The organism is Streptococcus mitis (assembly GCF_023109105.1).
In the GTDB taxonomy this organism is placed as follows: domain Bacteria; phylum Bacillota; class Bacilli; order Lactobacillales; family Streptococcaceae; genus Streptococcus; species Streptococcus mitis_BW.
On sequence record NZ_JALDTZ010000001.1, the window covers coordinates 21,878 to 35,542 of the forward strand.

The window sequence follows — 13,665 nt, forward strand, 5'->3', positions numbered from 1 at the left end:
ATTTTATAAATATTCACAAATATCCTATATTTATGGTAAAATAGAATCATCATTTTATTTTGGAGTCAAAGATGAATATATTTAGAACAAAGAATGTTAGTTTGGATAAAACAGAGATGCACAGGCATTTGAAGTTATGGGATTTGATTTTGCTGGGTATCGGAGCCATGGTAGGGACAGGCGTCTTTACAATTACTGGTACTGCAGCTGCAACACTTGCTGGTCCAGCCCTAGTGATTTCAATTGTCATTTCTGCCTTATGTGTGGGATTATCAGCTCTCTTTTTTGCAGAATTTGCTTCACGAGTACCTGCTACAGGTGGTGCCTACAGTTATCTCTATGCTATTTTAGGAGAATTCCCAGCCTGGTTGGCAGGTTGGTTAACCATGATGGAGTTCATGACAGCCATATCAGGCGTGGCTTCGGGGTGGGCAGCTTATTTTAAAGGGTTGCTCTCTCAATACGGGATAGCCCTTCCTCAGGCTTTAAATGGTACCTTTAATCCTCAAGCAGGGACATTTGTTGATTTATTGCCTATTCTTGTCTTGGTTCTAGTTACTTCGCTTGTTTTACTAAATACCAAGGCAGCCTTACGCTTTAATTCTATTCTAGTGATTTTGAAATTTTCCGCTTTAGCTCTCTTTGTTTTAGTAGGAATTTGGCATATTAAACTTGATAATTGGAGCAATTTTGCTCCCTATGGTTTTGGACAAATCTATGGTGCCAGTACTGGTATTATGGCTGGTGCGTCCTTGATGTTCTTTGGTTTTTTGGGCTTTGAATCCATCTCTATGGCTGTAGATGAGGTCAAGACTCCTCAAAAAAATATTCCTAGAGGGATTGTCTTATCGCTTTCTATCGTAACCATTCTTTATGCCTTGGTGACGCTTGTTTTGACTGGTGTGGTTCACTATAGTCATCTAAATGTCGACGATGCCGTTGCCTTTGCCCTTCGTAGCGTTGGGATTAGTTGGGCAGCTAATTATGTGTCATTAGTGGCTATCTTAACCTTGATTACGGTTTGTATCTCAATGACTTATGCCCTATCTCGTATGATTTACAGTTTAGCGCGTGACGGATTGATGCCTGCTGCCTTTAAAGAACTGACCAAAACAAGCAAGGTACCAAAAAATGCTACTATCTTGACAGGTCTAGCTTCAGCAGTAGCAGCAGGAATGTTCCCTCTTGCTAGTATCGCAGCCTTCTTAAATATTTGTACCTTGGCCTACTTGATCATGCTGGCTTATGGTCTGATTCGATTACGGAAAGAAAAAGGAATGCCCAAAGCAGGAGAATTTAAAACACCACTGGTACCCTTATTACCGATTTTATCAATCATCATTTGTTTATCATTTATGTTGCAGTATAATATGGAAACCTGGATTGCTTTCCTAGTTGCATTGTTAGTAGGAAGTATTATTTACTTTACTTATGGTTATAAGCATTCTACCATAGAAGAATAATACTCTTCGAAAATCTCTTCAAACCACGTCAGCTTCGCCTTGCCGTATGTATGGTTACTGACTTCGTCAGTTTCATCTACAACCTCAAAACAGTGTTTTGAGCAGCCTGCGGCTAGCTTCCTAATTTGCTCTTTGATTTTCATTGAGTATATAAAGTGAGAATCTGTTGAGTTATTGAAACTCAGCAGATTTTTATATGTGAAAGAAATTTCAAATTTTTTCTAAAAATAGCTTGACAGATTAAATTTTTAGGAGTAAACTGTTTACCAGTTAATTAAATAGTTAAGGGGTTATCTATGAAGAAAAAAAGTTTATTTTTAGTATTGTTAAGTATCTTTCTTTTGTGTTTAGGTGCTTGTGGTCAAAAGGAAAGCCAGTCAGGTAAAGGGATGAAAATTGTAACTAGTTTTTATCCTATCTATGCTATGGTCAAGGAAGTATCTGGTGACTTGAATGATGTTCGAATGATTCAGTCAAGTAGTGGAATTCACTCCTTTGAACCTTCGGCAAATGACATCGCGGCCATCTATGATGCAGATGTCTTTGTTTACCATTCGCATACGCTTGAATCTTGGGCAGGAAGTCTGGATCCCAATCTAAAAAAATCTAAAGTGAAGGTTTTAGAGGCTTCAGAGGGAATGACTTTAGACCGCGTCCCAGGGCTAGAAGATGTGGAAGCAGGTGATGGAGTTGATGAAAAAACGCTTTACGATCCTCATACTTGGCTAGATCCTGAAAAAGCTGGAGAAGAAGCCCAAATTATCGCTGATAAACTTTCAGAGGTTGATAGTGAACACAAAGAAACTTATCAGAAAAATGCGCAAACCTTTATCAAAAAAGCTCAAGAATTGACTAAGAAATTCCAGCCTAAATTTGAAAAAGCGAGTCAGAAGACATTTGTAACACAACATACAGCCTTTTCTTATCTTGCTAAGAGATTTGGATTAAATCAACTTGGAATCGCTGGTATCTCTCCTGAACAAGAACCAAGTCCAAGACAACTAACAGAAATTCAGGAATTTGTTAAGACCTATAAGGTTAAAACGATTTTTACAGAAAGTAATGCTTCTTCAAAAGTAGCTGAAACTCTTGTCAAATCAACGGGTGTGGGTCTTAAAACTCTGAATCCTTTAGAGGCAGATCCACAAAATGACAAGACTTATCTCGAAAATCTTGAAGAAAATATGAGTGTTTTAGCAGAAGAATTGAAATGAGGAAAGAATGAAAATCAATAAAAAATATGTAGCGGGTTCAGTGGCAGTTCTTGCCCTAAGTGTTTGTTCCTATGAACTTGGTCGTTACCAAGCTGGTCAAGTTAAGAAAGATTCTAATCGAGTTGCTTATATAGACGGTGATCAGACTGGTCAAAAGGCAGAGAACTTGACACCAGATGAAGTCAGTAAGAGAGAGGGGATCAATGCCGAACAAATTGTTATCAAGATTACTGACCAGGGTTATGTGACCTCTCATGGAGACCATTATCATTACTATAATGGCAAGGTTCCTTATGATGCTATCATCAGTGAAGAACTGCTAATGAAAGATCCGAATTATCAGTTGAAGGATTCAGACATCGTCAATGAAATCAAGGGTGGCTATGTGATTAAGGTAGACGGGAAATACTATGTTTACCTTAAGGATGCAGCTCATGCGGACAATATTCGGACAAAAGAAGAGATTAAACGTCAGAAACAGGAACATAGCAGTAATCACGGGGGTGGCTCTAACGATCAGGCGGTAGTTGCTGCCAGAGCCCAAGGACGTTATACAACGGATGATGGGTATATTTTCAACGCATCTGATATCATTGAGGACACGGGTGATGCCTATATCGTTCCTCATGGCAATCACTTCCACTATATTCCTAAGAGTGATTTGTCTGCCAGTGAATTAGCTGCTGCCCAAGCCTTCTTATCTGGAAAAGGTGGCCAATTAAGTACGGTTGAATATCGTTCAAGTAGAACTGAAACAAGATCTAGTGTGAGAACGAGTCAATCTGAGACACCTCAAAATCCTGCAACAGATTCTGAAAGTCAAAGTGAGGATTTAGCTAGTCTCCTTCAAGAATTGTACGCTTTGCCACTTAGCCAACGTCATGTGGAGTCTGATGGATTAGTATTTGACCCAGCACAGATTACAAAACGTACTGCCAATGGTGTGGCAGTTCCTCACGGAGATCATTTCCATTTCATTCCTTATTCACAAATGTCTGCTTTGGAAGAAAAATTGGCTCGAAATCTCCCAATTGGAGGTCAGCCAGTTCAAAGTCATTCTGACAATACGAAACCAAGCAACCCTGAGAAAACAAGTTCAACACCAAGTTCAACCATTAAACCAAACTTTAATCTCAATACGCCGGCACCGAATAGAGCAACTGGAGGCGCCTATACAACGGATGATGGGTATGTCTTTAGTCCGTCAGATGTGATTGAAGATACAGGTGACGCTTTTGTTGTACCGCACGGCAATCATTTCCACTATATTCCTAAGAGTGATTTGTCTGCAGGAGAATTGGCCGCCGCTCAAGCTTATTGGAATGGTAAACAGGGTTCTCATTCTGCTACAAGCTCAAGTAAACCAAGTAGTGATAATACTAAACCAGTCCAACCAAGTTTATCAGAAACTCCAAATCTAACTGTCACTCCAACTTATCATCAAGACCAAGGAGAAGACATTCCAACACTTTTACGTGAATTGTATGCCAAACCTTTGTCAGAACGCCATGTGGAATCGGATGGTCTAGTCTTTGATCCAGCACAGATCATCAAACGTACAGCTAACGGTGTCGCAGTGCCTCACGGAGACCATTATCACTTTATTCCTTATTCACAAATGTCACCTTTGGAAGAAAAATTGGCTCGTATGATAGCTGTCAAGGGACAAAATGGCAGTGTTTTGCCAAGCGTCACTCCACTGAAGCCAGCGCCTACTACCAAACCTCAAGCGCCAGCGGAAAATAAACCGACTGAATTTGATGTCAACCAGGTTGTTAGAAAAGTTGGCGACGGATATATTATGGAGGATAAGGGCGTGAGTCGTTATGTTCTTGCTAAAGACCTGGCCAAGGATAAGATTGACACTATTGAAAATCTTTTGTCTAAGAAAACTCAAGAAACACACAATCTAGTTGCGAAGAAAGAAAATGTCGCTCCTCGTGACCAAGAATTTTATGATAAAGCATATAATCTGTTGGCCGAGGCTCATAAAGCCTTGTCTGAAAATAAGGGTCGCTCTACTGATTTCCAAGTTTTGGATAAATTAGCAGAACGCTTGAATGATGAATCAACTAATAAAGGAAAATTGGTAGATGATTTATTGGCATTCCTAGCACCAATCACCCACCCAGAGCGACTTGGCAAACCAAATTCTCAAATTGCATATACAGACGATGAAATTAAATTAGCGAAATTAGCAGGCAAGTACACAACAGAAGATGGTTATATTTTTGATACTCATGATATTACCAGTGATGAGGGAGATGCCTATGTAACTCCACATATGACCCATAGTCATTGGATTAAGAAAGAGAGCTTGTCTGAAGCTGAAAGAGCGGCAGCTCAGGCTTATGTTAAAGAGAAAGGTTTGACGCCTCCTTCAACAGATAATCAGGGTTCAGGAAATACTGAGGTTAAAGGAGTAGAAGCAATCTATAATAAAGTAAAAGCAGCTAAGAAGGTTCCACTTGATCATATTCCTTACAATCTACAACATACTGTTGAAGTTAAAAATGGTAGCTTAATTATACCTCATTACGACCATTACCATAACATTAAATTTGGGTGGTTTGACGAAGGACTTTATGAGGCACCCAAAGGCTATAGTTTAGAGGATCTCTTTGCGACGGTGAAATACTATGTTGAACATCCTGACGAACGTCCTCACTCAGATAATGGTTGGGGAAATGCCAGCGACCATGTTCGTAAAAATAAGGCAGACCAAGACGGTAAATCTGATGAAGATAAGGACGATCATCATGAAGCAGACGAGTCAACCCGTCCTGAATCCAATGAAAAAGAAAATCACGCAGCTTTAAACCCTTCAGCAGATAATCTTTATAAACCAAGCACTGATGAAGAGGAGCCAGTAGAGGAAACACCTGCTGAGCCAGAAGTCCCTCAAGTAGAGAAAGAAAAAGTAGAAGCTAAGCTCAAAGAAGTAGAAGCTTTACTTAATAGTGTAACGGATGCTAGTTTGAAAGACAATGTGACAGAGAGCCTAGCTGGTTTACGAAATAATTTGAACCTCCAAACCATGGATAATAATGGTATCATGGCAGAAGCGGAAAAATTACTTGCTTTGTTAAAAGGTAGTGAGGCAGTAACGACGAAATCAGAAGCATAAGTTTATCCTATAGAATCAATAGGATGTAAGAGTCAGTAGCAATACTGGCTTTTATTTTTTAAAATTACATAAAAATCTTGACATGTAAGCTCAAAAAAGGTAAACTATTTACTGGTTAATTAATTGGTTAAATAACCAGTTTATGAAAAACTGTTTAACCGAGAAAAAGAAGTTAAGAAAAAACTTCATCATTTATTGAAATGAGGAAATTATGAAATTCAGTAAAAAATATATAGCAGCTGGATCAGCTGTTATCGTATCCTTGAGTCTTTGTGCCTATGCGCTAAATCAGCATCGCTCACAGGAAAATAAGGACAATAATCGAGTCTCTTATGTGGATGGTAGCCAGTCCAGTCAGAAAAGTGAAAACCTGACACCAGATCAGGTTAGCCAGAAAGAAGGAATTCAGGCTGAGCAAATTGTAATCAAAATTACAGATCAGGGCTATGTGACGTCACACGGTGATCACTATCATTACTATAATGGGAAAGTTCCTTATGATGCCCTCTTTAGTGAAGAACTTCTGATGAAGGATCCAAACTATCAACTTAAGGATGGAGATATTGTCAATGAAGTCAAGGGTGGTTATATCATCAAGGTAGATGGAAAATATTATGTCTATCTGAAAGATGCAGCTCATGCTGATAATGTTCGAACCAAAGATGAAATCAACCGTCAAAAACAAGAACATGTCAAAGATAATGAGAAGGTCAACTCTAATGTTGCTGTAGCAAGGTCTCAGGGACGCTATACAACAGATGATGGTTATGTCTTTAATCCAGCTGATATAATCGAAGATACTGGTGATGCTTATATCGTTCCTCACGGAGGACACTATCATTATATTCCAAAAAGTGATTTATCTGCTAGTGAATTAGCAGCAGCTAAAGCTCATCTGGCTGGTAAAAATACGCAACCGAGCCAGTTAAGCTATTCTTCAACAGCTAGTGACAATACTAATCAAGCTACAGAGAAAGAATCAACTAGCAAGTCAGAACGTAAATCTGAAAATCTCCAAAGTTTATTGAAAGAACTCTATAATTCACCTAGTGACCAACGTTACAGTGAATCAGATGGTCTGGTCTTTGACCCTGCTAAGATTATCAGTCGTACACCAAATGGTGTTGCGATTCCACATGGCGACCATTATCACTTTATTCCTTACAGCAAGCTCTCTCCTTTAGAAGAAAAGATTGCCAGAATGGTGCCTATCGGTGGAACTGGTTCTACGGTATCTACAACTGAAAAATCTAATGTAGTAAGGCCTAGTCTAGGCAGTCTTCCAAGTAATCCATCTACAATGACTACAAATAAGGCAATCTCTTCAGCATCTGATGGCTATGTCTTTAATCCAAAAGATATCGTTGAAGAAACGGCTACAGCTTATATTGTAAGACATGGTGATCATTTCCATTACATTCCTAAGTCGAATCAAATTGGTCAACCGACCCTTCCAAATAATGGTTTAGCGACACCTTCGCCATCACTTCCAATCAATCCAGGAACTTCACACGTGGAACATGAAGAAGATGGTCACGGTTTTGATGCAGATCGTATTATTGCTGAAGATGAATCAGGATTTATCATGAGTCATGGTGACCACAATCATTACTTCTTCAAGAAAGATTTGACAGCAGAGCAAATTAAGGCTGCACAAAATCATCTGAAAGGTAAAACGCCATCAGTACCAAGTCCAGCCCATGATAATCACGATGAAGAAACACATGGCCACAAACATGATGAAGACAATGATCATGGTTTTGATGCCAATCGTGTCATTAGTGAGGATGAGCAAGGTTTTGTCATGAGTCACGGTGACCACAATCATTACTTCTTCAAGAAGGACTTGACAGCAGACCAAATTAAGGCAGCGCAAGACCATTTGCAAACACATCATGATGCAGAGCCTGTAAAACCTCTTGCTAAAACGGTAGAGTCTTTCTCAAGAGATGCTAGCGATGAAGAAAAGATTGCTTACATTTCTAAGACCTATGGAGTTCCACTTGAAGCTATTAGAATTTCAAACGGATTCTTTGTCTTTGGAAATCCAGACCAAGCCTACGATCCAACTCATATTCATCCATATGCTGTTCGTAAAGAACATGTTCGACTTCCACTACAAACTGGCAATCCAGAACTTGATTTCCTAAATGAACTCTATACCACTGCTTTGCGAGATGGGGTGTCTCCTTATAGCTTGCAAGTGGAAAATGGTAGTTTTGTGATTCCTCATGGCGACCATAATCACTACATCAAGGTTCAAACTAAGGGATATGAAGTGGCTTTGAAAAACAAGATTCCAGCCCTGCAATCCAACTATCAACCTGGAACTTTTGATGAGAAGGCAGTCTTGGCAAAAGTAGATCAACTTCTAGCTGATAGCAGAAGTATCTACAAAGATAAGCCTATCGAACAAAGACAGATTGAGTTAGCTTTAGGTCAGTTTACTGAAAATATGAAGAAACTGGCAACGAACTCTACAGCAGGTTATCTTGCGACACTTGATCTCTTTGATAAGCAATATATCCATATTGATGAAAGTGTCAAACCAGTTGAAACAAGTGCTTTAGATAAGAAATACCAGGCCTTGATTGATAAAATTAATACACTGGATACAGACTCTTATGGACTTCCTAAGAAAGACCTTCTAGTTCGACTCCAAGAAGCTAAGCTGGCTAAAGATGAGGCTGGTTTAGCAGCGGTTGAATCACAACTTCAAGCTCTTCAAGACTTTAATGATCGTACTGGTGATACAACAGTGGAATATATCAAGTACTTCTATGAGCATGTAAATGATAGTCGTTTGAGTGATGAGCTTCGTAATAAAGTTGCTAATTTGACTTTGACTTTATATCAATCACAATCTTTCCGTAAGGCTGTGGATTTGAATAAGCTTTTCCCAAGCATTTATCAAACAAAACAAGAAGTAGAAGAGGCTTTGAAAAATCAGCCAACTTCTGCAAAAGTAAATGAAACAGCTTTAGATAAAGAAAAAGTTGATAGTCAATCTGCTAAGCAAGCAATTTATGAATTTCTGAAAGAACTCTATCCTGATCTTAAGAAGGAGGAACATGTCAATCATATTAGTAAAGATCAAGTCGAAACTATCTTAACTAAAGCAGAGCAATTCTTAGCTCAAGTTAAAGAAGTAGGAATCAGACAATCCTTAGCAGAAGAAGTAGAAAATCTAAAAGTTGCAGCTAACAAGGCTGATGCAGACTTGGATGAAATCAATGTCCAAGTTAACGATCTCTTGAAACGTATTGTAGCTACTCTGCAAAAAGAGAAAGAGACTGCGCAACAAGATCCACAAATAATTAATCTACATAAACAACTCTATGGATATATCAACTCACTACATAAGTACTTAGAAGATAACAATGGTTCAAATGAAGAATTTGACAAAGTTGATAAACTATTCGATCAGCTTGATGATGATGTGAAAAATAATGATAAAGAAGCTTTACTTGAATTAGCCAAAACAATAGTAGCCTTGACTCAAGAAATCAAGTCAAAATCAAGAGCAAGTGAAGAAGCGACTCCAACAACAAAAGCTGAATCGAATGCTGATAGCACAAGTGCAGAGAATCAACCAATTGCAGCTACAGCAGCCGAAGCACCAGTGGCATCTGAATCTAACAGTGAAACTGCCAGCGATGAAAACAAACCAAGCAACACAAGAGATTCTAAACCTGCTGAATCAACTTCAGAAAAGTAAACAACAGAATCTGCAACAAGTACTGGAAATCAAGAAAAACCAGCAGAATAAACAGAAAGGCGAAGTAGCTAAGCTACCTCGTCTTTTTTAGTCTTTATAAGCTACGATACCAATGATGGTGTCAACAGCGCGCTCCATGGTCTGAAGGCTAACGTATTCAAAACGTCCGTGCATATTTTCTCCACCCGCAAAGATATTCGGAGTTGGGATTCCCATAAAGGAAATCTTAGAACCATCTGTTCCACCTCGGATTGGTTCGATAATAGGTGTGATACCAAGTTCTTCCATAACCGCTTTAGCAATGGTAATTGGAGTCATATCTTTTTCAATGACTTCTTTCATATTGTAGTACTGATCTGTCAATGTTAAAGTAACACGATCGCTACCAAGTTCTTGGTTCATCTTATCAGCAATTGCTTGCATAGCAGCTTTTCGTGCTTCAAAGGTATCCTTTTCAAAGTCACGAATGATATAGTTAGCACGCGCTTCCTCTACACTACCAGATATATCCATGAGGTGGTAGAAACCTTGGTAACCTTCAGTCAATTCAGGTCGGTCACCAGCTGGAAGTTGGTTGTGGAAATCAATCGCTAGCTGAAGAGCATTGACCATTTGTCCTTTGGCTGTTCCTGGGTGAACATTACGACCTTGGAAATGGAGCTCAGCACCCGCAGCAGAGAAGGTTTCATACTGAAGTTCACCAAGCGGACCGCCATCAACAGTGTAAGCAAAATCTACATCGAAATCATCTGTATCAAACTTGTTGGCACCGACACCGATTTCTTCATCAGGACCAAAGCCGACACGAATTTCACAATGTTTAATCTCAGGATGAGCGTTCAAGTATTCGATAGCTGTCATGATTTCTGCGATACCTGATTTGTCATCTGCACCGAGAAGGGTAGTTCCATCTGTAGTAATTAATGTTTGTCCATGATATTTCTCTAAGCTCTTGAAATCTGCTGGATCAAGCTTGAAACCAGATTCTCCAAGCTCGATAACTCCGCCATCATAGTTTTCAATAACTTGCGGGTTAACACCTTCAGCATTAAAATCAGCTGTATCCATGTGGGAGATAAAGCCAATTTTACGAGTCAAACTAGGATCGTTAGCTGGAAGAGTTCCGATCGCAAAACCATTTGGCAAATAATAGACGTTTTGCAGTCCAACACGTTTCATCTCTGGAATGAGGGCATTAGTCGCGAAGTCAATCTGACTCTGCGTACTTGGAGTAGTAGTAGAGTGTTCATCAGAGCGCGTGTTGACCTTAACGTAGGTTAAGAAGCGGTCTAAGAGATTTGGATAAGTCATAAAAACTCCTTTTGAATTTATTTTTTCCATTGTATCATAGAAAGAAGAGAAAAACAAAAGACAGAAGTTAGGGTAATTTACGATGTTAGCGTTTACTTATCAATGAATTAATGATAAAATAAACTTGATAAAAACATCACAAGGAAGCGATTATGAAAAAAGCAATTTTAATGATGACTTTCGGTTCGCCAGAAGAGATTACCTTTGAAGGTGTGGCTGATTTTTTCACAAATATTCGTCGTGGAGTGAGACCTCAAGACCACGAAATTCAAACTCTCTATGATAATTATGTACGAATTGGAGGCACGCCTCTGCAAAAAATTACCCGTGAAGAAGTTGGCTTGGTAGAAGCTAGGCTGGGGAATGAATACAGTGTTTATTTTGCTAATAAGTTTTCTAGACCCTTTATCCCTGATGTGATTGGTCAGATGGAAGCAGACGGAATCGAGCAGTGTATTTGCTTGATTTTGGAGCCTCATTATTCTTTCTACTCTGTTATGGGCTATGAGAAATTTTTAGAAAGCAAGCAAATTCAGTTTTTGGTCATTAAGGATTGGTATCAGGAAGAAGCGCTCTTAAACTATTGGGCAGATGAAATTGCTAAGATTTTAAAAGAAGAAGTGAAGCAAGATAGCTTTAGAGTCATCTTTTCAGCCCATAGTGTACCCATTTTTGCCTTGGATTTTGGTGACCCTTATATTGACCAAATTTTTGAAAATAGCAAGCTAGTCGCTGAAAAACTAGGTTTGAGTTCCGAGCAATATACCAACACTTGGCAAAGTGAAAGTGATATTGGTATTCCATGGATCAAGCCAGATGTCTTAGAATATTTACGAGAACAAAAGCAACATCCAGAGCATTATATCTTTGTCCCGATTAGCTTTATCAGTGAACATATCGAAGTTCTTTTTGATAATGATGTGGAATGTTATGACTTGTGTCAAGAATTGGGTGTGAACTATCATCGTCCACCAATGCCAAATACGGATTCTCGTTTGATTGATGCTTTGATTAGTACAGTCAGAGCTAACGAACATCAAGAATTTAAGGAATTTCTCCCAGAAGAAGAAACCTTTGATGAGTTAGTCCCTTCAGACGATACTAAAAACATTTTGGCCGAATCTCAAGATTTACAAATGCCAGAATTTGTGAAAAAATTGATTGAGAAAAAAGGTCGTGAAAATGTTAAGATGCCTTATCTTATCAAGAGAATGCTTGAAAAAGCAGGTAAGTTACCAAAAGAGTAAAGAAAAAAGGATTTAGCTTTGTGCTAGATCCTTTTAATCGATTATTTTTTTTCAAGAAGAGCTTTGATTTCTTGAAGTACTTCCAACTCAGTTGGAGCAGCAGGAGCTTCCTCAACAGCTTCTTCTTTTTTAGTAAGGCTTTGAGCTTTTTCCATAGCTTTAATAACGAAGAAGAGAACAGTACCTACAACAAGGAAGTTGATAATAGCACTCAAGAATTTACCATATGTAACACCATTCCATGCAAGCTCAGCGATGTTTTGTACTTTCGCAGCTTTCAAGGCTGGGTTTAATAGAAGTGGAGTGATGATATCATTAACGAATGAAGTTACGATAGCACCAAAAGCAGAGGCAATAATCACACCGACAGCAAGGTCTACGACATTACCGCGGAGCAAAAATTCTTTAAGATCTTTTAACATTTTCATAATTCCTTTCCAAAATTTTTACTCTTTATTATATATTAATTAAGAAATACTTGCAAGATATATGCTCAGAGATTCTATTTATTAAAAATATAGACCTTGCTTAAAATGTAATTAAGAATGACTATTAAGAATTGTGCAATTATCGTTTCAATTGTATTTATCTTATCAAGATTTTCATTTACAAATTGCCCTATGATATGAGGGAATTGAGTCACAAACAGAAAAGTAAGGAGCAAATCTAACAGAAAAGTAGAAAGGCGAGCAAGAAAAAATTTCACTAAACGTCTTGTCCAATTCTGCCTAGCTTGCTTAAATACAAGCCTATCATTTGTGATAAAGGCAAATAGGATAGCAATTATATTTGCCAAGGCAGTAGCCAGGAGTTCCTGATGAGTTAGTTGATAAATGACTAATCTGGATAGAATGGAGACAAGAGTAGTTGCTATACCAAAAAAGAGATAGGCTAAAAGTTCGTTATTAAAAATATAAGTGATTATTTTTTTCATGCTTTTAGTATAGCATAAAGCAGCCTATTATGCTACACTAGTAAGGTTGATTGAATCAACCCTTGGTGCTTAGCTTCTTTCACCAAGCATATTTTACGCGGGCAACCGCCAAAGGAGAAAAGATGAAAAAATTAACTGTTCGTGATGTAGCTGATATTGCAATCGTTGCTGCCATCTATGTCGTTTTGACTGTCACACCGCCCCTAAATGCCATCAGCTATGGTGCTTATCAGTTTCGTATTTCAGAAATGATGAACTTTATGGCTTTTTACAATCCTAAGTACATCATCGGAGTTACCATTGGTTGTATGATTGCTAATTTCTTTAGCTTCGGACTGCTAGATGTCTTTGTTGGTGGTGGCTCAACCTTGGTATTCCTCAGTCTAGGTGTTTGGCTTTTTGCAAAATATAGCAAGGATTATCTCTTTAACGGATTGATTCGAAAAGATCATTTCTTCTTTTCAATCCTCTTTTCAATTTCCATGTTTACCATTGCTGCTGAGTTGCATATTGTAGCGCAATTACCATTTTTCCTTACTTGGTTCACAACAGGAATTGGTGAATTTGCCTCATTGATTATTGGAGCGATTATCATTGGTAAAATTGGTCGTCGAATTGATTTAAGCAAATAGAAGAAGACAAGCTAGGTAG

The 13,665-nt window shown here is 38.5% G+C and carries 10 protein-coding genes and 1 riboswitch; of the genes, 6 read left to right on the forward strand and 4 right to left on the reverse strand.

Features of this window, described 5'->3' with window-relative positions; genetic code table 11:
* Nucleotides 1-71: 71 nt before the first annotated feature.
* Entirely contained in the window at nt 72-1,463 is a 1,392-nt protein-coding gene (locus tag M1F37_RS00170; RefSeq protein WP_247934281.1) for an APC family permease, read from the forward strand.
* Here M1F37_RS00170 and M1F37_RS00175 read toward each other — a convergent pair.
* Nucleotides 1,436-1,606: a hypothetical protein gene (locus M1F37_RS00175; RefSeq protein WP_049515294.1), complete on the reverse strand. Its 171-nt coding sequence runs from the start codon at nt 1,604-1,606 to the stop codon at nt 1,436-1,438. The two genes, M1F37_RS00170 and M1F37_RS00175, sit on opposite strands and share 28 nt — an antisense overlap.
* 153 nt (nt 1,607-1,759) lie before the next feature.
* Here M1F37_RS00175 and adcAII point away from each other — a divergent pair, with 153 nt between their 5' ends.
* The 3 genes from adcAII to M1F37_RS09945 all read left to right on the forward strand — a co-directional run bounded on the left by adcAII (nt 1,760) and on the right by M1F37_RS09945 (nt 9,522).
* Nucleotides 1,760-2,677 carry a metal ABC transporter substrate-binding protein gene (gene adcAII, locus M1F37_RS00180; protein ID WP_247934282.1) on the forward strand — a complete coding sequence of 306 codons (918 nt, stop codon included), beginning with the start codon at nt 1,760-1,762 and terminating at the stop codon, nt 2,675-2,677.
* 7 nt (nt 2,678-2,684) lie between these two features.
* The gene (locus tag M1F37_RS00185) at nt 2,685-5,804 is read left to right on the forward strand and encodes a pneumococcal-type histidine triad protein (protein ID WP_247934283.1); all 3,120 of its coding nucleotides are present in this window, start codon (nt 2,685-2,687) and stop codon (nt 5,802-5,804) included.
* A 211-nt stretch (nt 5,805-6,015) separates the two neighbouring features.
* Nucleotides 6,016-9,522: a pneumococcal-type histidine triad protein gene (locus M1F37_RS09945; protein ID WP_282184435.1), complete on the forward strand. Its 3,507-nt coding sequence runs from the start codon at nt 6,016-6,018 to the stop codon at nt 9,520-9,522.
* A gap of 87 nt (nt 9,523-9,609) precedes the next feature.
* Here the strand turns inward: M1F37_RS09945 and pepT are convergent, their stop codons facing one another.
* Complete coding sequence (gene pepT / locus M1F37_RS00195) at nt 9,610-10,833, reverse strand: peptidase T (protein ID WP_247934284.1); 1,224 nt, start codon at nt 10,831-10,833, stop codon at nt 9,610-9,612.
* 152 nt (nt 10,834-10,985) lie between these two features.
* On the opposite strand from pepT, the gene hemH reads away from it, so the two are divergent.
* Nucleotides 10,986-12,080, forward strand: coding sequence for a ferrochelatase (gene hemH, locus M1F37_RS00200; RefSeq protein WP_247934285.1), 1,095 nt, complete (start codon nt 10,986-10,988; stop codon nt 12,078-12,080).
* A gap of 41 nt (nt 12,081-12,121) precedes the next feature.
* On the opposite strand, the gene mscL is transcribed toward hemH, so the two are convergent.
* Nucleotides 12,122-12,502: a large conductance mechanosensitive channel protein MscL gene (mscL, locus tag M1F37_RS00205; protein WP_247934446.1), complete on the reverse strand. Its 381-nt coding sequence runs from the start codon at nt 12,500-12,502 to the stop codon at nt 12,122-12,124.
* A gap of 80 nt (nt 12,503-12,582) precedes the next feature.
* Nucleotides 12,583-13,014, reverse strand: coding sequence for a GtrA family protein (locus tag M1F37_RS00210; RefSeq protein ID WP_247934286.1), 432 nt, complete (start codon nt 13,012-13,014; stop codon nt 12,583-12,585).
* A 28-nt stretch (nt 13,015-13,042) separates the two neighbouring features.
* A riboswitch (PreQ1 riboswitch) is annotated at nt 13,043-13,139 on the forward strand.
* On the opposite strand from M1F37_RS00210, the gene M1F37_RS00215 reads away from it, so the two are divergent.
* Entirely contained in the window at nt 13,137-13,646 is a 510-nt protein-coding gene (locus tag M1F37_RS00215) for a QueT transporter family protein (protein WP_247934287.1), read from the forward strand. It overlaps the preceding riboswitch by 3 nt.
* Nucleotides 13,647-13,665: the final 19 nt, after the last annotated feature.